This is a genomic window from Nonomuraea sp. JJY05, assembly GCF_043496855.1.
GTDB lineage: Bacteria > Actinomycetota > Actinomycetes > Streptosporangiales > Streptosporangiaceae > Nonomuraea.
This window is the reverse complement of the sequence record NZ_JBIEIS010000007.1, coordinates 123,086-142,035: the sequence shown is the minus strand read 5'-3', so window position 1 is coordinate 142,035 and position 18,950 is coordinate 123,086. Positions and strand designations below refer to the sequence as shown.

At 69.6% G+C, this 18,950-nt stretch carries 14 protein-coding genes; 10 read left to right on the top strand and 4 right to left on the bottom strand.

Annotation, left to right across the window (positions count from 1 at the left end):
* The first annotated feature begins 13 nt into the window (after window positions 1-13).
* The 5 genes from ACFKCF_RS12105 to ACFKCF_RS12085 all read left to right on the top strand — a co-directional run bounded on the left by ACFKCF_RS12105 (window position 14) and on the right by ACFKCF_RS12085 (window position 6,481).
* Window positions 14-1,321, top strand: coding sequence for an ABC transporter substrate-binding protein (locus tag ACFKCF_RS12105; protein ID WP_394493092.1), 1,308 nt, complete (start codon window positions 14-16; stop codon window positions 1,319-1,321).
* Window positions 1,322-2,185 carry a carbohydrate ABC transporter permease gene (locus ACFKCF_RS12100; protein WP_394493091.1) on the top strand — a complete coding sequence of 288 codons (864 nt, stop codon included), beginning with the start codon at window positions 1,322-1,324 and terminating at the stop codon, window positions 2,183-2,185. It abuts the gene before it with no gap.
* Window positions 2,182-3,003, top strand: a complete 822-nt coding sequence (locus tag ACFKCF_RS12095) for a carbohydrate ABC transporter permease (protein ID WP_394493090.1) — start codon at window positions 2,182-2,184, stop codon at window positions 3,001-3,003. Before ACFKCF_RS12100 ends, ACFKCF_RS12095 begins: the two co-directional genes overlap by 4 nt.
* Window positions 3,004-3,016: 13 nt before the next feature.
* A complete protein-coding gene (locus ACFKCF_RS12090; protein WP_394493089.1) occupies window positions 3,017-5,896 on the top strand; it encodes a glycoside hydrolase family 3 C-terminal domain-containing protein in 2,880 nt (959 codons plus the stop codon).
* A gap of 117 nt (window positions 5,897-6,013) precedes the next feature.
* Window positions 6,014-6,481: a hypothetical protein gene (locus tag ACFKCF_RS12085; protein ID WP_394493088.1), complete on the top strand. Its 468-nt coding sequence runs from the start codon at window positions 6,014-6,016 to the stop codon at window positions 6,479-6,481.
* Here ACFKCF_RS12085 and ACFKCF_RS12080 read toward each other — a convergent pair.
* Both ACFKCF_RS12080 and ACFKCF_RS12075 read right to left on the bottom strand, forming a co-directional pair.
* Window positions 6,450-7,181 (bottom strand): glycoside hydrolase family 16 protein, encoded by a 732-nt coding sequence (locus tag ACFKCF_RS12080; protein WP_394493087.1) that lies wholly within the window; start codon window positions 7,179-7,181, stop codon window positions 6,450-6,452. The genes ACFKCF_RS12085 and ACFKCF_RS12080 overlap by 32 nt on opposite strands.
* Complete coding sequence (locus ACFKCF_RS12075; protein WP_394493086.1) at window positions 7,178-7,945, bottom strand: SDR family NAD(P)-dependent oxidoreductase; 768 nt, start codon at window positions 7,943-7,945, stop codon at window positions 7,178-7,180. The genes ACFKCF_RS12080 and ACFKCF_RS12075 overlap by 4 nt, the downstream gene beginning before the upstream one ends.
* Before the next feature lie 187 nt (window positions 7,946-8,132).
* Here ACFKCF_RS12075 and ACFKCF_RS12070 point away from each other — a divergent pair, with 187 nt between their 5' ends.
* The gene (locus tag ACFKCF_RS12070) at window positions 8,133-10,826 is read left to right on the top strand and encodes a cellulose binding domain-containing protein (protein WP_394493085.1); all 2,694 of its coding nucleotides are present in this window, start codon (window positions 8,133-8,135) and stop codon (window positions 10,824-10,826) included.
* Window positions 10,827-11,560: 734 nt separating this feature from the next.
* On the opposite strand, the gene ACFKCF_RS12065 is transcribed toward ACFKCF_RS12070, so the two are convergent.
* Window positions 11,561-14,449 (bottom strand): BTAD domain-containing putative transcriptional regulator, encoded by a 2,889-nt coding sequence (locus ACFKCF_RS12065; RefSeq protein WP_394493084.1) that lies wholly within the window; start codon window positions 14,447-14,449, stop codon window positions 11,561-11,563.
* A gap of 461 nt (window positions 14,450-14,910) precedes the next feature.
* Entirely contained in the window at window positions 14,911-15,594 is a 684-nt protein-coding gene (locus ACFKCF_RS12060) for a TetR/AcrR family transcriptional regulator (protein ID WP_394493083.1), read from the bottom strand.
* A 112-nt stretch (window positions 15,595-15,706) separates the two neighbouring features.
* On the opposite strand from ACFKCF_RS12060, the gene ACFKCF_RS12055 reads away from it, so the two are divergent.
* Genes ACFKCF_RS12055 through ACFKCF_RS12040 form a run of 4 tightly spaced genes read left to right on the top strand, consistent with a single transcriptional unit; the run spans window position 15,707 to window position 18,912 of the window.
* Window positions 15,707-16,885, top strand: coding sequence for an FAD-dependent oxidoreductase (locus tag ACFKCF_RS12055; RefSeq protein ID WP_394493082.1), 1,179 nt, complete (start codon window positions 15,707-15,709; stop codon window positions 16,883-16,885).
* 37 nt (window positions 16,886-16,922) lie between these two features.
* Window positions 16,923-17,633: a helix-turn-helix domain-containing protein gene (locus ACFKCF_RS12050; protein ID WP_394493081.1), complete on the top strand. Its 711-nt coding sequence runs from the start codon at window positions 16,923-16,925 to the stop codon at window positions 17,631-17,633.
* A 58-nt stretch (window positions 17,634-17,691) separates the two neighbouring features.
* A complete protein-coding gene (locus ACFKCF_RS12045; RefSeq protein ID WP_394493080.1) occupies window positions 17,692-18,033 on the top strand; it encodes a YciI family protein in 342 nt (113 codons plus the stop codon).
* A 48-nt stretch (window positions 18,034-18,081) separates the two neighbouring features.
* Window positions 18,082-18,912 carry a helix-turn-helix transcriptional regulator gene (locus ACFKCF_RS12040; RefSeq protein WP_394493079.1) on the top strand — a complete coding sequence of 277 codons (831 nt, stop codon included), beginning with the start codon at window positions 18,082-18,084 and terminating at the stop codon, window positions 18,910-18,912.
* Window positions 18,913-18,950: the final 38 nt, after the last annotated feature.

Sequence of the window (18,950 nt, the reverse complement as noted above, 5' to 3'; positions counted from 1 at the left end):
CCCTGGAGGGATCATGGTGAAGTCAAGAGCCGCGGCGGCGCTCGCCGTCGCGGTCCTGGTCCTGTCGGCGTGCGGCTCGGGCGGCTCGGAGGCTCCGTCCGCCCAGAGCAGCAACCAGCCGCGGACTCTCAAACTCTGGCACTACGAGTCGGCCGACAGCGCCATGGGCAAGGCGTGGACCGAAGCGATCAAGAAATTCGAGGCGTCGCACCCGAACGTGAAGATCAAGTTCGAGGCCAAGGGCTTCGAACAGATCCAGAAGACGGCGAGCATGGTGCTCAACTCCGACGAGGCGCCCGACATCATGGAGTACAACAAGGGCAACGCCACCGCCGGTCTGCTGTCCAAGCAGGGGCTGCTCACCGACCTGAGCGAGGAGGCCACCAAGCGCGGCTGGGACAAGCTGCTGCCCGGCGGCCTGCAGACCACCGCGAAGTACGACGACCGCGGCGTCATGGGCTCGGGCAAGTGGTACGGCGTGCCGAACTACGGCGAGTTCGTGATGGTCTATTACAACAAGGACCTGTTCGACAAGCACAAGGTCCAGGTGCCGACGACGTTCGAGCAGTTCACGGCCGCGATGGACACGTTCGTCAAGGCCGGGGTGACCCCCATCGGCACCGCCGGCGCCGAGTACCCGGCCCAGCAGATCTTCTACCAGCTCGCGCTGACCAAGGCGCAGAAGCCGTGGCTGGAGGCCTTCCAGTCCTACAAGGGCAAGGTCGACTTCCACGGCCCCGAGTTCACCTACGGCGCCGACACCTTCGCCGACTGGGTGAAGAAGGGCTACATCGCCAAGAACTCGTCCGGGCTGAAGGCCGAGGACATGGGCGTGGCGTTCATGAACGGCAAGTTCCCCATGATGATCAGCGGTAGCTGGTGGTACGGCCGCTTCGCCTCGGAGATCAAGAAGTTCGAGTGGGGCCACTTCCTCTTCCCCGGCGCCACGATGTCCCCGGGCTCGAGCGGCAACCTCTGGGTCGTGCCCGAGAAGTCGGAGAACAAGGACCTGGCCTACGACTTCATCGACATCACGATGAGCAAGGACATCCAGAACCTGCTGGGCAACTCCGGCGGCGTCCCCGTGGCCGCGGACCCGACCGCGATCACCGACGCCAAGAGCAAGGAGCTCATCGAGACGTTTAACAAGCTCACCAGTCAGGACGGCCTGGCCTTCTACCCCGACTGGCCGGCGCCCGGCTACTACGACGTGCTGGTCGCCGGGATCCAGAACCTCATCAACGGCAGCAAGGCCCCGGCCGCGGTGCTGGACGAGATCGCCAAGCCGTACGAGGACAACCTCGCCGACATTGGCAACTAGATGAGGGTACGCACGAGGGGATACTGGCTCTACCTGGTCCCCAGCCTGCTGCTGTTCCTGGTCGTCATCGTCGTGCCGTTCCTCATGAACGTGGGCGCGAGCTTCACCCGCTGGTCGGGGGTCGGCACGCCCAGGTGGATCGGGTTCGACAACTACACCAGGCTGCTGAAGGACGAGCGGTTCTGGCAGTCGTTCCAGCACAACGTGGGGCTGATCGTGGCCATGGCCATCGTGCCGACCGCGATCGGCCTCGTGCTGGCGGCCGCCCTGTTCGACTACATCGGCAAGAAGTTCGGAGCGCGCACGGCCTCGGCGCTGCGGGCCATGTACTACCTGCCGCAGGTGCTGCCGGTGGCGGTGGCCGGCGTGGTGTGGGGCTGGATGCTGCACCCGTCGTACGGCGCGATCAACCAGATCTTCGGCCTCGACCTCGACTGGCTCGGAGATCCCGACCTGGCGCTGGCCACGGTCATGGCGGTCATGGTCTGGTTCCAGCTCGGATACCCGGTGGTGATCTTCATGGCGGGCCTGCAGCGCGTGGACCCGGCCTACTACGAGGCGGCCGAGATCGACGGGGCCTCGTGGTGGCGCAGATTCTGGCACATCACGATCCCGCAGATCCGGCCGGAGATCTTCGTGGTGCTGCTGACGTGTACGATCGCCGCGCTCAAGGTGTTCGGGCCGATCTTCGTGCTGACCCGCGGAGGGCCCGGCAACGCGACGATGGTGCCGTCGTACTTCTCGTACCTGAACTTCTTCCAGAAGAGCAACGTCGGGTACGGCTCCGCGATCGCCACGGTGCTGGCGCTGATCATCATCGTGGTGACGTTCCTGTTCCTGCGGGTCCAGGAGCGTGAGCAATGAGGGGCCCGGGGCGCTGGGCGGTGCTGTTCTCGCTGGTCGTGCTGGCGGTCGCGATGGTGTTCCCGTTCGCGATCGTGGCGATCAACGCGGTCAAGTCGCCGGCCGAGTACAGCTCCGACGGCCCGCTGAGCCTGCCCGACGGGCTCTACCTCCAGGGGCTCGTCGACTTCTGGAACCGGGTGGACTTCGGCACGAAACTCTGGAACAGCCTCCTGATCAGCGCGTCCGTGGCCGTGCTCGCCGTCGTGCTGTCGGTGCTCAACGCGTACGCGCTGGGCATCGGCAGGGTGAAGGGCCGGCTGTCGATCCTCGCGCTGTTCCTGGTGGCCAACACGCTGCCGCAGGAGGCGCTGGCCTACCCGCTGTACTACATGGCCAAGGCCGTCGGCCTGTACGACACGCAGCTGTCGGTGATCATCGTCATGACGGTGATCCAGGCGGCGTTCGGCACGTACCTGCTGAGCGCGGTCCTCGGCCAGTTCCCGAAGGAGATCCTGGAGGCGGCGGCGATCGACGGCGCGGGGCGGCTGCGGTCCCTGTGGCGGATCGTGGTGCCGATCAGCAGACCCACCCTCAACGTGCTGCTGATCTTCTTCTTCATCTGGACCTGGAACGAGTTCTTCCTACCGCTCATCTTCCTGATCTCGAACGACACCCAGACGGTGCCCGTCGCGCTCGCCGTGCTGCAGGGCGAGAAGTACATGGACGCCACGATGTCCAGCGCCTCGGCGCTGCTCGGCCTCCTGCCGGCGGTCGCCTTCTTCCTGATCTTCCAGCGCACGCTGACCCGAGGTGTGACGGTCGGCGCCATCAAGTGATGGAGAACCATTGATGCGAAAAATCCCGCTATTGGCCACTCTCACGCTGGCGGCCTCGCTGCTGGCCGTACCTCCCGCGCAGGCCGACGGCTTCCCGTTCCAGAACCCGGCCCTGCCGGTGGAGCAGCGCGTCGACGACCTGCTCGGCCGGCTCACGCTCCAGGAGAAGCTGGGCCTGCTGCACCAGTCGCAGGCGGCCATCCCGCGGCTGGGCATCGCCTACCACAAGAACGGCACAGAGGCGCTGCACGGCGTTGCCTGGTCCAACGACTTCAACGACAAGTGGAGCCAGAAGCTCGCCAGCGGCACCATGTTCCCGCAGGCCGTGGGGCTGGCCAGCACGTGGGACCCGGCGCTGATCAAGAAGGTGGGCTCCGCCGTCGGCGACGAGGCCCGCGGCTACAACGCCGTGGACCCGACCGTGTGGGGCCTACAGGTGTGGGCGCCCGTCGTGGACCTGCTGCGTGACCCGCGGGCGGGCCGTAACGAAGAGGGCTACTCGGAGGACCCGCTCCTGACCGGGGCGATCTCCACGGCCTACGGCAAGGGCCTGCAGGGCGACGACCCCTTCTATCTGAAGACCGCGCCCGTGCTGAAGCACTACCTCGCCTACAACAACGAGACCAACCGCAGCCTCAGTTCCTCCAACCTGACGCCGAAGCTCAAGCACGAGTACTACGAGCCGGCCTTCAAGGCGGCCATCTCGGCCAACGCCGCGACCGGGGTCATGGCGTCGTACAACCTGGTCAACGGGCGGCCCAACCACGTCAACCCCGACCTCGGCACCACGGTCAGGTCGTGGACGGACAAGACGCTCTACAACGTGAGCGACGCCTGGGGGCCGCACGCGCTCACCGACCTGGAGAAGTACTACGACACCAAGCCCGAGGCCTTCGCCGCGGTGCTCAAGGCCGGGCTCGACAGCTTCACCATCGACGACAACAACCCCGGGCCGCTGGCCGAGCACCTCACGGCCGCCCTCGACAAGGGGCTCATCACGCAGGCCGATGTGGACCGGGCCGTACGGAACGTCCTGACCATCCGCACCCGGCTGGGGCACTTCGACCCGGACGGCGGGCCGTACAAGAAGATCACCAAGGACGTGATCAACAGCCCGGCCAACCAGAAGCTCAACCGGGAGGCGGCGGGCAAGGCGGCGGTGCTGCTGCGCAACTCCGGCGCCCTGCCGTTCAAGGGGCCGAAGTCGGCTGCCGTCGTCGGGCCGCTGGCCGGGACGCTGTACCACGACTGGTACGGAGGCACCATGCCGTACCAGGTGACGCCGCTCGACGGGATCAAGGAGCGCGTCGCCGACGTGAGCACCGGCACCGGGCTGGAGCGGATCGCGCTCAAGCACCTGGCCTCCGGCAAGTACATCACCGCCACCGGCACCGGGCCCGACGACAACGCGGCCCTGGCCGACACGGCGCCCACCGCGGCCTCCGAGTGGGACCTGACCGACTGGACCAGCGGCGTGTCCACGCTGCGCAACGCGGGCAACGGCAAGCTGCTCGGCGGCGACTGGCGCTCGCTCGACACCGACGACGACCAGCCCCACGGCTGGTACGTGCAGCAGCAATTCGAGCTCCAGGCACAGGCCGACGGCAGCTACCTGATCAGGTACGCGGGCTACGAGACCGGCGATGGCTGGTACGGCCTGCCCGAGCCCTACGTCACGGTCTCCGCCGACGGCACGCTCGGCCTGGGCACCAAGGAGCAGGCGGCGAAGTTCGGCAAGGAGGTCGTCTCCGACGGCGTCGCCGAGGCCGCCGCGCAGGCCGCCAAGGCCGAGGTGGCGGTCGTGGTGGTCGGCAGCAACCCGTTCGTCGCGGGGCGCGAGGTCCACGACCGCTCCAACCTGCAGCTCGGCGAGGGGCAGCGGCGGCTGATCGAGGCCGTGCGCAAGGCCAACCCGCGCACGGTCGTCGTCCTGGAGACCAGCTACCCGGTCATCGTGGACGCCCCGAACCTGCTGTGGACCACGCACGCGGGCCCGGAGACCGGCCATGCCGTCGCCGACGTGCTCTTCGGCGCCGTCAACCCGGCCGGCCGGCTCACCCAGACCTGGCCCGCCACCGACAACCTGCCGAGCATCTACGACTACGACCTGGCCAAGACCGGGATGACGTACCTGTACGGGAAGGACAAGCCGCTCTACGCGTTCGGGCACGGCCTGAGCTACACCTCGTTCGGCTACCAGGGACTGGCCGTCCAGGGCAACAAGGTGAGCGTCAAGGTCACCAACACCGGCAAGGTCAAGGGCGACGAGGTGGTCCAGCTCTACACCCACCAGCGCGAGTCCCGCTTCAAGCAGCCGGTCAAGCAGCTGCGCGGCTTCCAGCGGGTCACGCTGAACCCGGGCCAGAGCCGTACGGTGACCTTCAACCTGAAGAAGTCCGACCTGGCGGTCTGGGACTACACGCGGGGCAAGTGGGCCGTGGAGAGCGCCACCCACGACGTGCTCGTCGGCTCGGCGTCCGACAAGATCCGCCAGTCCACCACGCTGCGGGTCTCCGGCGAGACCATCCCCGTGCGTGACCTGGCCAAGACCACGCGGGCGATGGACTTCGACGACTACGCGGGCGTGACGTTCGCGGACGAGACCAAGGCCGGCGGCGACGCCGTGGAAGGGTCGGCGGGGGACTGGATCTCCTTCACCGGCGCCTCCTTCGGCTCCCGTTTCACGGCCGGCGTGTCCTCGGTGAGCGGCGGCTCGCTGGAGCTGCGCTCCGGCTCGCCGACCGGCGCCCTGCTGGGCACCGTCCAGGTGCCCGCGACCGGCGGCGTCTACCAGTGGGGTACGGCCACCGCCACGGTCAAGGCGGGCGGCGGGAACCTGTACCTCGTGTTCAAGGGTGACCTGCGGATCAAGGACTTCGCGCTCGCCCGATGACGTTGCGTGGCGGCCATGAGCATGGTCATGGCCGCCACGGAACCCCACTTGCCTTCCATTGGATAGTTGTGCTATCTATCTCTTCTAGATAACTGAACTATCCAATTGGGGGCTGTGATGACAGTGATCGTTCTGCTGGTCGCCACACTGGTGTTCCGGCTGCTGGGCGCCCTGGGCGTGGCCAGGTTCGTCACCTGGCGCGTCAGCGCCGCTCATGGGCTGGCGGTCATGCTGGTGATGACGGCCAGCGCGCACTTCGTCCCTGCGGGCGTGACCTTCATGCCCAACCACGCCGACCTGGCGGCCATGGTGCCGCCGTTCGTGCCGTTTCCGGCCCTGGTGGTCTATCTGACCGGCGTGCTGGAGCTGGCCGGCGCGGCCGGGCTGGTGCTCGAAGGGACCCGCAGGGCCGCCGGGATCTGCCTGGCGCTGCTCTTCGTGGCCCTGCTGCCGGCGAACGTGTACGCCGCCCTCGCCGGCCAGGACGTGACCCCGCTCTGGGAGCGGATCCCCGAGCAGGTCCTCTACATCGCGATCGCGCTGTGGGCCGCGGCTACGAGGACCCGCGAACGTAGTCGACTGTGAACTCCTTGGGGTACGTGCCGCCCGGCTGGAACTCGTAGATGCCGAGCATGAGCTGCATCGGGTAGTCCGGCGACTGGTTCACGGTCCTGACGTGCACGCCGTCCACGTGGAAGGAGACGTGGTCGGGGGTCCAGTCGGCGGCGTACACGTGGAACTCCCGGGCGTCGATCGGCAAGGTCTCGACCGTGAAGTCGTCGGTGATGCGGGGATCGCCGAAGGGGTGCAGGCCCATGCCGATCCGTGCCTCGTCCGGCTTGACGTCGCGGCCGAAGATCTCGGCCACGCAGATCTCGGCCGAGCGCTCGGGGGTGTCCTCGAAGCCGATCATCCAGAGGGCGACCATGCAGTTCGGGTCGTCGATCGCCTTCGCCCGCATCTCGATCCGGCCGTATCGAGGGGTGTAGAGCCGGGCCTCGGGCTGCTCCTCCCGGACCACCGCGCCGCGGCCGTGCTGCCCGATCCGGCTGCCGGCCGGCCCCGAGAAGAGGCCCGTCTGCAGTGAGGACACCCGCAGGCCGCCCTCCCGTTCGGGTGCCCACGCCGGCTGGTCCTCCTCGATCAGCAGCGTCAGGCGGCCGTCCCCCAGCCGGTAGCGGGCCGCCGCGGCCTCGCGGGTCGTCCACTGCGGCAAGTAGGAGGGGACCCACTTCGTCTCGTCGAGCCGGTCGCCCTCGAAGGCGTCCTCGAACTCCTTGCTCATCGGACCGTCCACCCTCCGTCGACCACCAGTGTGTGCCCCGTGACCAGGGAGGCCGCGGGCGAGACCAGGAACAGCACCGCGCCGGCCACGTCCATGGGCTCGCCGATGCGGTGCAGCGCCGCGATCCGCTCGATCACGTCCGCCTCGAACGCCGGGTCCGACAGGGCCTCGGCCGTGCCCGGGGTGCGGATGAAGGTCGGGGCCACGTTGTTGACGGTGATGCCGTGCGGCCCCCACTCGACCGCCAGGCAGCGGGTCAGGTGGGCGATGGCCGCCTTCGTCATGCAATAGACGGACTCGCCGGGCAGGGCGACCTCGCCGGCCTGGGAGCCGACGTTCACGATCCGGCCGTGCCCCTGCCGGATCATGGCCCGGCCCACGGCCTGACTGGCCAGGAAGGTGCCCTTCAGGTTGACCGCGAGCGTCCGGTCGAAGTCCTCCTCTGTGACGTCCTCGGCGGGGTTGCCCGGGGCGACGCCGGCGTTGTTGACCAGGATGTCGATCCGCCCGAACCGGCCGAGCGTCTCCTCCACCGCCTGGGAGATCTGGCCGGGCGCCGTCATGTCCATCTGGAGGGGGAGCGCGGCGCGTCCCAGCCCGGTGATCTCGCCGGTCAGCCCGCCGTCCTCGCCGATGTCCCGCAGGCCGATGGCGACGTCGGCCCCGGCGTTGGCGAGAGCCAGCGAGACGGCCCGCCCGAGGCCCCTGGCCGCCCCTGTGACCAGGGCGACCTTCCCGTCGACCCGGAATTCAGGAAAGTCCATGGTTGCTTCCTTAATTCGTTGCACGTCCAAACTATTGACCGTCGGCGCGCCCGTGTGTGAGCCTTCTTGAGTAGCTCATGCGCGAAGGCGCGGTGACGGTCAGGGTCCCTGCACTCTGCTCGTGCATGGCGGTCATCTGAAGCCTTTGGGGCGCCGGTCCGGCGTGCCTGGAAAGGGAGAGCCGCGCATGCGAAGAAGATTATTGGTCATGTTCACGGTCGCCGCCGTCCTGCTCGTGGCGGCGATCGTGCGGATGTCACCGGTCTCGGCCGTCGCCTCGGATCCGTACGCGTACAAGAACGTCAGGATCGACGGCGGCGGCTTCGTGCCCGGCATCATCTTCAACCCCACGGAGAAGAACCTCATCTACGCCCGCACCGACATCGGCGGGGCGTACCGGTGGAGCCAGTCGACCAGGTCCTGGACCCCGTTGCTGGACTGGGCCGGCTGGGACAAGTGGGGCTACAACGGCGTGATCAGCCTCGCCACCGACCCCGTGCAGACCAACCGGGTGTACGCCGCCGTCGGCATGTACACCAACAGCTGGGACCCCAACAACGGCGCGATCCTGCGCTCGACGGACAAGGGCGACAACTGGCAGGTCACTCCGCTGCCCTTCAAACTGGGCGGGAACATGCCCGGCCGCGGCATGGGCGAGGCCCTGTCGGTGGACCCGAACAACAACAGCGTCCTCTATCTCGGCACCCCCAACGGCAACGGGCTCTGGCGCAGCACCGACTACGGCGCCACCTGGGCTAAGGTGGCCAGCTTCCCGAACCCGGGCAACTACGCCCAGGACCCGAACGACTCCACCGGCTACCTGAGCCACAAACCGGGCGTCGTCTGGGTGACCTACGACCCGCGCTCGTCCACCAAGGGCACCGCCACCAAGACCATCTACGTGGGCGTCGCCGACAAGGAGAACAGCGTCTACCGCACCACCGACGCGGGCGCCACCTGGTCACGCGTGGCCGGGCAGCCGACCGGCTACCTCGCCCACAAGGGCGTGCTGGACACCGCCAACGGCTACCTCTACATCGCGACGAGCGACACCGGCGGCCCGTACGACGGCGCCAAGGGCGACGTGTGGCGCTACGCCACCGCGACCGGCACCTGGACCCAGATCAGCCCCATCCCGTCGTCCAGCTCCGACGACTACTTCGGCTACAGCGGCCTGACCGTCGACCGGCAGAAGCCGGGCACGATCATGGTGGCGACGCAGATCTCCTGGTGGCCGGACGTGATCTTCTTCCGGTCCACGGACTCCGGCGCGACCTGGACCCGCGTGTGGGACTGGACCTCGTACCCGAACCGCAGCTTCCGCTACAAGCAGGACATCTCGGAGAATCCGTGGCTGACCTTCGGCACCAACCCGCAGCCCCCTGAGGTCACGCCCAAGCTCGGCTGGATGACGGAGTCCCTGGAGATCGACCCGCTCGACTCCAACAGGATGATGTACGGTACCGGCGCCACGCTCTACGGCACCGAGGACCTGACCAAGTGGGACTCGGGCACCCAGTTCACCATCAAGCCCATGGCCAAGGGCCTGGAGGAGACGGCCGTCCTCGACCTGATCAGCCCGCCGAGCGGCGCGTCCCTGGTCAGCGCCCTGGGCGACATCGGCGGCTTCCGCCACACGAACCTGGACGCCGTGCCGTCGATGATGTTCACGGCCCCGATCTTCACCTCGACCACCAGCCTGGACTACGCGGAGAAATCCCCGTCGATCATGGTCAGGGCGGGCAACTTCAAGGACTCCGACCGCCCGAACGACAGCCACGTGGCCTTCTCCACGGACGGCGGCGCCAACTGGTTCCAGGGCACGGAGCCGGGCGGCATCGACGAGGGCGGCACGGTGGCGGCCGCCGCCGACGGCTCCCGCTTCGTCTGGGCGCCCAAGGGCGTCACGCCGGTCTACTCGGTGGGGTACGGCAACTCCTGGCAGCAGGCGTCCGGCCTGCCCACGGGGGCGATCGTGGAGTCGGACCGCGTCAACGCGACGAAGTTCTACGGCTTCAACGGCGGCCGCCTCTACGTCAGCACCAACGGCGGCGCCACCTTCACCGCCACCGCCGCCTCGGGCCTGCCCACCAGCGGCAAGATCAAGGCCGTGCCGGGCAAGGAGGGCGACGTGTGGCTGGCCGGCGACGGCGGCCTGTGGCACTCCACCGACAGCGGCGCGTCCTTCACGAAGCTGCCGGGCATCACCAGCTCGGTGAACGTCGGCTTCGGTAAGGCTGCGCCCGGCGGCACGTACATGGCGGTCTTCGCGGTGGCCACGATCGGCGGCGTCACGGGCCTGTACCGCTCGGACGACGCCGGGGCGAACTGGGCGCGCATCAACGACGACAAGCACCAGTGGGGCAACATGGGCGAGGCCCTGACGGGCGACCCCCGGGTGTACGGGCGCGTCTACGTCGGCACCAACGGCCGCGGCATCCTGTACGGCGACCGCACGGGCCCGCCGGTGACCGTCACACCCACCGTCACCCCGACCGTGACCCCGACTGTCACGCCCACCGTGACCCCCACTGTTACGCCCACCGTGACCCCGACGGTCACCCCCACCACGGGGTCGGGCTGCGCGGCGACGTACAAGGGAGTGAACGAGTGGTCGGGCGGCTTCCAGGCTGAGGTCACCGTCAAGAACACGGGCGCGGCGCAGATCACGGGCTGGAAGGTGACCTGGGCCTGGCCGGGAGACCAGAAGATCAGCCAGCTCTGGAGCGGCACCCCGACCCAGACCGGCGCCAACGTGAGCGTCGTCAACGCCGGCTACAACGGCACCCTGGCGCCCAACGGGACGACGTCGTTCGGCTTCACCGGCACCTACACCGGCACCAACACCCCACCCACCACCCTCACCTGCACCCCGGCGTAAACCGAAACCCCCGCTCGCTGCGCTCCAGCACCCACCCGTTACCCGGTTACCGGGTGGGCCCGCTGGAGCCCGCCCCGAGCGGCCCTCGCTGGCGCTCGGACGTGTCCATCGGGGGCTCGCAGCTTCGCCACGAGCCCCCGGGCGAGAGGGCGTCCCAGCCCTCTCGCGCTCTCCCGGCGCTGGGCCGTTTCAGCCGAACGGTCGGTCACGTGCCTTGTCGCCCGCAGCGACGAGCCGGCCCGCGAGCAGAAGAAGGGCATGTCCACTAACGTTCATCGGCACCGGGCACAAACCCACGGGGCGTGGACATCGCGGACGCCGGCCGTACGTCCGTGGGGAATGTACGAGATGCGTCTTCACGATCCGGACGGACACCTGCTTCGAGTCAGCTCGCCGCCTGAAAGCACGCCACACCAGCGCGGCGAACGCCGGTAGTCACCGCACCCCGGCTCAGCTCGAGGCTTCGGCATTCTGACGCCGTGGCGTTCAGCAGGGAGCTGTATCAGACTCCGGCGATCGTTCTTCGTATGGAGGTCCTGCGCCTCCATTTCGTGCGCGCCGTTCGTTGTCCCCCTGGAGTTCGGGCGCCGACTTGGCACTGCGGAACAGCTCCGCCGCCTCATCCCGCAACGGCTGCGGGATCGGGCCGGCAGTCGCCTCGTTCCTGCAGCGCCTCCTCCAGGAGGTCACGCTCGATCTGGCGCTCCACAAGTAGCAAAATATCGCCGAGGTGGTCAGGGGCCGCCGCGGCAGGAGCGTCTGACGCGGCGCTCGGCGGCCACCAGGTCGGGCAGGTCGAGGTGGAGGAGCTTGTCGCGGATCTCGTCGGCCGTCGCCGGATCGACGACCTCGTCGACCAGGTCCAGGGCGCGCTGCCAGGAGTCCCGGGCCGCGTCGTGGTCGCCGGCCGCGCGGTGGCTGTCGCCGAGGTGGCGTAGGGTGCCGATCTCGTTGTAGCGGTCGCCGACGTCCCGGTAGAGGGCCAGGGCGTGCCGGTAGTACACGACGGCCCGGTCGTGCTCGCCCATCCGGTGCAGGGCGTAGCCGAGGCCGTCCAAGACCCCCGCGTCGCCGTAGCGGTTGCTCAGGCCGTTCAGCTTGATCAATGCGTCCTGGAGGTACGTGGCGGCCCGGCAGTCCTGGTCCAGCCTGATGTGGGTCCAGGCGAGCGCGTGCAGCATGCTGGCCTCGCCGGCGGGGTTGCCGGTGATCGCGTACAGGTCGAGCGCCCGTTCGGCCTGTGCGATCGACTCCTCGTACCGTCCGACCCGGTCGAGCAGCCACGCGTGGCTGCGGTGGGCGGTGGCCAGCCCTGCCAGGTCACCCAGCTCCTCGTACAGCTCCAGCGAGCGCCGGAGGCCGGGCCAGGCCACGTGATACTCCCCGAGCCGCGCGGAGGCGCGGGCCAGCGCCCGATGCAGGTGCGCCTGCGCGGTCTTGTGCCCCAGCCGCTGGGCGGCGGCGAGTCCGTGGCGCTGTACGGCGGCGCAGTCGCGCCAGTGGCCCTGCTGATCGAGGAAGCGCTCCAGCGCCCAGGCCAGTTGCCAGCTGTGCGTGTCGAACCCGCCCTTGGCCGCCAGCTCCACCACGGACATCAGTACGGAGTGCTCAGCCGTGAACCAGGCCAGCGCCTGCCGGTCGTCGTCGAACTCCGGCACGGGCAGGCCCAGCTCCGGGCGTACCCAGAACGGGGCGAACTTCCTGCAGGCCCCGTGCGCCTGCTGCGTGTAGTGGTCGAGCAGCCGCCGTACGGCCGCGTCCCGATCGTCCTCGGAGCCCTCCACGAGCTCGGTGGCGTACGCGCGCAGCAGGTCGTGCGCGGCGTACCTGCCGGGAGCGTGCTCGGTGAGCAGGCTGGCCCTGGTCAGCTCGTTCAGCGCCCGCCGTACGGGCTCGCCCGCGAGAGCGGCGGCCGCCCCGGCGCTCACATCAGCCCCCGGATGCAGCGCCAGCAGCCGGAACAGGCGGGCCGCCGCCGCGCTGAGCGACCGGTACGACCACGAGAACACCGCCCGCACGTCGACGGCCGGATCGCCGTCCGCGAAGGCGTCCAGCGTTCCGTGCGTCTCGCGTAGCTCGGCGGCGATCGCGGCGAGCGGGAAGGCCGGGTTGGCGGCGGCGCGGGCGGCCACCACGGCCAGGGCCAGCGGCAGGCCGCCGCAGCGTTCGACGATCTCGTCCACCGCCTCCGGCTCCCGCGCGACTCGCTCCTCGCCGAGCCGCCTGGCCAGCGACTCCCGGGCGTCCTCGGCCGGGAACAGGTCCAGCGTCATCGGAAGCGCCCCCTCCGTCGCCAGCAGGCCCGGCAACCGGTCCCTGCTGGTGATCAGCACCAGGCAGCCGGGGCTGCTGGGCAGCAGCGGGCGTACCTGCTCGGCGTCGCGGGCGTTGTCCAGCACGATCAGCACCCGGCGCCTGGCCAGCAGGCTCCGGTACAGCCCGACCTGGGCGTCCACCGCGACCGGGATCCGGTGCGGCGGCACGCCGAGCGCCTCCAGGAAGCTCCGCAGGGCCTCGGTGGAGTCCATGGCGGAGCCCAGGCGGTCGAAGCCGCGCAGGTTCACGTACAGCTGGCCGTCCGGGAAACGGTGGGCCACCTGGTGCGCCCAGTGAACCGCCAGCGTCGTCTTGCCGACGCCCGCCATTCCGCCGATGGCGCTGATCACGACCGTCCTCAGCGCGTCACCGTCGAGCACGGCGAGGGCCTTGACCAGGTCGGCCCGCCTGCCCGCGAAGACGGCGAGATCGGCGGGCAGCTGCGCGGGCCGGACCACGGCGCCCGCCTCGCCCGCCGCACGCGCCTCGTCCTTCGGGGCCATCGCGAGCCTGGTCACCTCGCCCGCCGGCGACACGGCGAGGGCGGTCGTCTCCCTCAAGGGCCCGGCGGTCTCGGTCAGCACGCGCTGTTGGGCGGCGCGCAGCTCGGGCCCCGGTTCGATGCCCAGCTCCTCGGCGAGCTCGTCGCGGACCGCCTGCCAGGTGTCCAGCGCCTCGGCCTGGCGGCCGGTGCCGGCCAGGGCGAGCACCAACCTGGCCTGCAGCCGCTCGTCCAGCGGATGCCGGGTGGCCGCCGCCCGCAGCGCGGGCAGCAGCCCGACCATCCCGCCGTGTTCCAGCGCCACGTCGGCCGCCGCCAGCGCGGCCGTGATCCGTTCCTGCTCCAGAGCGGCGAACACCGGCCGGGACCGCACCTCGGCCGGGATGCCCGCCGCCGCCTCCCCCTGCCATACGGCCAGCGCCTCCGCGTACAGCTCCACCGCCTGCGCCGGGGCGGCCGAGCGGGCCTGTTCGGCCAGGTGGCGGAAGCGCAGCAGGTCGAGCGTGCCGGCGTCGGCCTTCAGACGGTAGCCGCCCGCGCCCCGCAGCAGCCAGCCGCCCTCCGCTCTGGGCGGCAGCCCAGGCTCCAGCAACCGGCGCAGATTGCCCACGTACCTGTGGACGACGTTGACCGAGCTGGACGGCGGGTCCTGCCCCCAGAGGGCGTCGACCAGCTCGTCCAGGCTCACGGGCCGTCCCGCGTACGCCAGCAGGAGGGCCAGCAGGGCGCGTTGCTGCGGAGGACCCGAGTTCAGCTCGACGTCTCCTCGCCAGAGGCGCACAGGCCCCAGCACCGCGAACCGCATCCGTCGTATCCTCCTCCGCCGGCAGTGACGTTTGGGAGTATTTTTAACCGGCCATGCAATCGGATTGCAGTGGGCTGAACGTCCCAAGGGCCCCCGAGGCCGGAGCATCGGACGCGGCCGAGCCAAGGAATGATTTGCGGGGTAACGTGGCTGTATGAGGGGTATGTCCGAATAGTTGGTCGGGATGTGCGCTCCAGTCCTTCGACCGCTCCAAACGTATTCTGGAAAGGAGCGAACCATGATCTTCCCGCGTTACATGTCCGCTGCGAGGATCTTGCCCGTGGTCATGGAGCCTCCTGGGCCGAATCCACTCGGGCCGAAGAAGAAGATCAACAGCGACAGTAGCAGCCGTTCCAACCGCCGTCGCCGCTGAGCGAGGCTTGATCGGCAGGGGCTTCGCTCCTGCTGTTTCATGAGGACGACCTGGCCGCCCGAGGTGGCCAGGTCTTCGTGTTCGGTGGTCATTCGCCACGTTCGCGGTCCAGCTCGTTGAGGATCCCGGCCAGGCCCAGCTCGAAGCGGCGGGTGAGGCCGGGGGTGCCGGTGAGCTCGTCGGCCACGGCCCTCACGTGGGGGTAGCGGTCGGCGGGCAGCTCGCGCAGGAAACCGGTGATCTGGGCGAGGCGGGTGGGGTTGTCGGGGCCCTTGCCGAAAGCGATCTCCTGGCCGGCGAAACCGGTGACGTAGAACAGCAGCAGCAGGTAGCCGTAGCTGGCCAGCCGGTCGTCGAACCCGGCCTGGCGCAGGATGCCGAGGATGTGGTCGGCCAGCCGCAGCCCGTTCGGCCCGAAGGGCACCCTGCCCGGCAGGAGGCGGGTGGCCGCGGGGTGGGCGAGGAGGACCTGCCGGAGCTCGAGCCCGATGCCGGCGAGCCGCTCGCTCCAGGGGCGGTCGCCGTCGGCCGGCAGCCGGCACTTGCCCAGGACCACGTCGATCAGCAGGTCGAAGAGCTCGTCCTTGCTGCGCACATGCCAGTAGAGCGACGGCGACTTGATGTCGAGCGCCACGGCGAGCTTGCGCATGCTGAACGCGTCGAAGCCGTGCTCGTCCAGCAGGTCGAGCGCCGCCTGGGCGATCTGGGCGCGGTCCAGCCTCGGCTCGGTCTCCTCGATGCCACCGGGAAAACCGGGTTCTTGACGTGCCATGCGCGAACTCCTCCGTCTGCCGTCCATCAATCTAGCAGTGCAAGGCATTCCCTAGCAGTGTTAGAGTCTCCCTCGCACTGCTAGGGAAGATCGGACGAGAGGACAGCGGGACATGCACGTGATCGTCATCGGTGCGGGGCTGGGCGGGCTGTGCCTCGCGCAAGGGCTGCGGCAGGCAGGCGTCGGCGTCGCCGTGTACGAGAGCGACGACTCCCTGACCTCCCGGCAGCAGGGCTACCGCATCCACATCGACGAGCACGGCGACCGGGCCCTGGCCGCGAACCTGCCCGAACGGCTGCACCGGTTGTTCCGCGCCACGGCCGGGCTGCCGCGTACCAGCACGCCTGTCTTCGACCACCGGCTGGAGCGGCTCACGCTCCTGGAACCGTCCGACGGCGGCGTGCACCTGGCGGTCGACCGGCTGACGCTGCGGCGGATCCTGCTCTCGGGCCTGACGGACGCGCTCCGGTTCGGCAAGCGGTTCACGCACTACCGGGCCGGCGCCGACGGCCGGGTCACCGCGTACTTCGCCGACGGCACCACCGCGACCGGAGACGTGCTCGTGGCGGCGGACGGCGTCAACTCCCCGGTGCGCAGGCAGTACCTGCCGCACGCGCGCGTAGTGGACACGGGCCTGCGGCAGCTGTACGGCAAGGTGCCGCTCACGGCGCGGACCCGCGAGCTGTTCCTGGACGACATGTTCGCCGTGTTCACCCCGATCATCGGCCCTGAAGGCAGCTTCGTCGGCGTCGCCCCGGTGGAGTTCCCCGAGCCCGTGCCGCAGGCCACCGCCAGGCTCGCTCCCGAGGCCGGGTTGGCCGCCACCCAGGACTACATGACCTGCTCCTTCGGCGCCCGCCACGAACTCCTGCCGCCCGACGACGAACTGCGCGCCATGCCGGGGACCGAACTGCGCGCCCTGACCCTGCGGGCGATCGAGGACTGGCACCCCCGGGTCCGGGCGATCATCGACCACTGGGACACGTCCACGGTCTTCGCCCTGGTGCTGCGTACCAGCGTGCCGATCGAGCCCTGGCCGGCCACCAACGTCACGCTGCTCGGGGACGCCATCCACGCGATGAGCCCCGCGGGCGGGATCGGCGCGAACACCGCCCTGCGGGACGCGAGCGAGCTCGCCGCCGCCCTCGGCGCGGCCGCCGCCGGCCGGCCGCTCGCCCAGGCGCTGGCGGAGTACGAGTCCGCGATGACCGCCTACGGCTTCGCCGCCGTACGGACCTCCGCCGAGAACGGCCACCGCCTGCTCGGCCAGAACCCCCTCCCAGCGGCCTGAGTAGCGTGTTCTGCGGTGATCTGGCGAGAATGCAGTGGTGCTGGAGAACGAGGATCGGTCGTCGGACTCGCCCTACATCGAGCGGGTCTACCGCAGCGAGGGCGTCACCACGGCCAAGCGGATGCACTCGGTCGCGAACTCCAACTGGGAGCTGGTCGTCTGGGAGCACCGCGGGCGCGCGCACGTCGCGATCCGCGGGCCGGAGACCAAGCCGACCACGGTGGACATGGCTCCGGAGGGCTCCGCGTTCGGGATCATCTTCGCCCACGGCTCGTCCATGCCGCACCTGCCGGTCCAGCGCCTGGTCGACTCGGCCGTGCTGTCCCCGCACGTGACCTCGGACGCGTTCGTGCTGCAGGGGGAGAAGTGGGAGCTGCCGGACTTCGACAACGCCGAGACTTTCGTGAACCGGCTCGTGCGGGCCGGCATCCTGGTGCGCGACCCCCTGGTGACCGAGGTCGTCGCGGGCGACGACGCCCCGCCGCTGAGCACCCGCTCGGTGCAGCGCCGGGTGGTCGCCGCCACCGGGCTGACGCAGGGGGCGATCCGGCAGATCGAGCGCGCCAGGGAGGCGGCCATGCTCCTCGGCGAGGACGTCGCGCCGCTGGAGGTGGTGCACCGGCTCGGCTACTACGACCAGCCGCACCTCTCCCGCTCACTCACCCGTTTCATGGGCCGTACGGCGACCGAACTGCAGCACCCGGACCCGGACGAGCCCTTGTCGCTTCTGTACAAGTCCGGCGGGTGAATCTCTCATAGCGTGAGGGCAACCGCCTACCCACCTCAGTGAGCACAGGAGCTGGACCATGCCCAAGTTCGCCCTCGTCTACCGGTACGACCCCGCCGCGACGGGCCCGACGGACGCAGAGGTGCCGGCCTGGTTCGCCTACGACAAGGAAGTGCGAGACGCCGGCGTCTTCGTGTACGAGGCCGGCTTCCACGAGGCCGGCGCCGGCCGGACGGTGAGCGTGCGCGATGATGCCACGGTCGTGGACGACGGGGTCACGTCCACGTCCGGCGACATCGCCGCCGGCCTGTACGTCGTCGACGTCGCGGACATCAACGCCGCCACCTCATGGGCAGAGAAGATCCCCACCGCCCGCTACGGCAGCGTGGACGTGCGGCCCGTCGTCGAGTACGAGGGCTGAGCGCACGAGCGTGACGGGGCTCGCGATTTGGTCGCTTATGGTGTGTTTGTGACTGCCAGTCAAGGCCGCCGCGACCAGCTCAAAGAGTTCCTGCGTGGCAAGCGGGAGGCCCTCACCCCCGCCGACGCCGGTATGCCCGCCGGCGGGCGCCGCCGTACCCCGGGACTGCGCCGGGAAGAGGTGGCGGTGCTCGCCGGAGTAGGGGTGTCCTGGTACACCTGGCTGGAGCAGGGTCGCGACATCAAGGTCTCCGATGCCGTGCTGGACGCGGTCGCCCGCGCGCTGCAGCTCGACGAGGCGGAGCGGGCGCACCTGTACGTGCTCGCCGGGCTGAACCCGCCGGACCCCGCGGGCCGGCCGGGTGCGCCGGTGAGCCGGCAGCTGCGCGCGGTGCTGGACGCCTGGATGCCCAACCCGGCGCACGTGCTGGATCGGCACTACAACCTGGTGGCGATGAACGACGCGGCCAGGTGGGTGTTCGGATTCGACGGCGATGTCCGCAACTGCATGGTGGCGTTCTTCACCCATGCGATCTACCGCGGCAGGTTCACCGCGTGGCACGAGTTCGCCCCGGACATGGTGGCCGACTTCCGTGCCGGCGCGGCCCGCTATCCCGACGATCCGATCTTCGGGCAGATCGCCGCAGAGCTGTGCGACGCCAGTGCGGAGTTCGCCGAGTTGTGGGCCCGGCCGGAGGTCCGTTCCCGCTCCCAGGGGATCAAGGCGATCACTCACCCCGAAGTGGGGGACCTCGTCTTCGAGTACTCGCTGTTCCGGCTGCCGGATCGTGCGGACCTCAACGTGGTGCTGCACACGCCGCATCCCGACACCGACACCAAGGCGAAGGTGGAAAGCCTGGTGGTGGCACACCCAGGATGAGCTGACACTGTTTCGCCCCATGCCGTTCCAGCACGATG

Bases quoted from the DNA above. Each gene is read 5' to 3' on its own strand.
- ACFKCF_RS12105 (WP_394493092.1), top strand. From the start codon at position 14: ATGGTGAAGTCAAGAGCCGCGGCGGCGCTCGCCGTCGCGGTCCTGGTC.
- ACFKCF_RS12100 (WP_394493091.1), top strand. From the start codon at position 1,322: ATGAGGGTACGCACGAGGGGATACTGGCTCTACCTGGTCCCCAGCCTG.
- ACFKCF_RS12095 (WP_394493090.1), top strand. From the start codon at position 2,182: ATGAGGGGCCCGGGGCGCTGGGCGGTGCTGTTCTCGCTGGTCGTGCTG.
- ACFKCF_RS12090 (WP_394493089.1), top strand. From the start codon at position 3,017: ATGCGAAAAATCCCGCTATTGGCCACTCTCACGCTGGCGGCCTCGCTG.
- ACFKCF_RS12085 (WP_394493088.1), top strand. From the start codon at position 6,014: ATGACAGTGATCGTTCTGCTGGTCGCCACACTGGTGTTCCGGCTGCTG.
- ACFKCF_RS12080 (WP_394493087.1), bottom strand. From the start codon at position 7,181: ATGAGCAAGGAGTTCGAGGACGCCTTCGAGGGCGACCGGCTCGACGAG.
- ACFKCF_RS12075 (WP_394493086.1), bottom strand. From the start codon at position 7,945: ATGGACTTTCCTGAATTCCGGGTCGACGGGAAGGTCGCCCTGGTCACA.
- ACFKCF_RS12070 (WP_394493085.1), top strand. From the start codon at position 8,133: ATGCGAAGAAGATTATTGGTCATGTTCACGGTCGCCGCCGTCCTGCTC.
- ACFKCF_RS12065 (WP_394493084.1), bottom strand. From the start codon at position 14,449: ATGCGGTTCGCGGTGCTGGGGCCTGTGCGCCTCTGGCGAGGAGACGTC.
- ACFKCF_RS12060 (WP_394493083.1), bottom strand. From the start codon at position 15,594: ATGGCACGTCAAGAACCCGGTTTTCCCGGTGGCATCGAGGAGACCGAG.
- ACFKCF_RS12055 (WP_394493082.1), top strand. From the start codon at position 15,707: ATGCACGTGATCGTCATCGGTGCGGGGCTGGGCGGGCTGTGCCTCGCG.
- ACFKCF_RS12045 (WP_394493080.1), top strand. From the start codon at position 17,692: ATGCCCAAGTTCGCCCTCGTCTACCGGTACGACCCCGCCGCGACGGGC.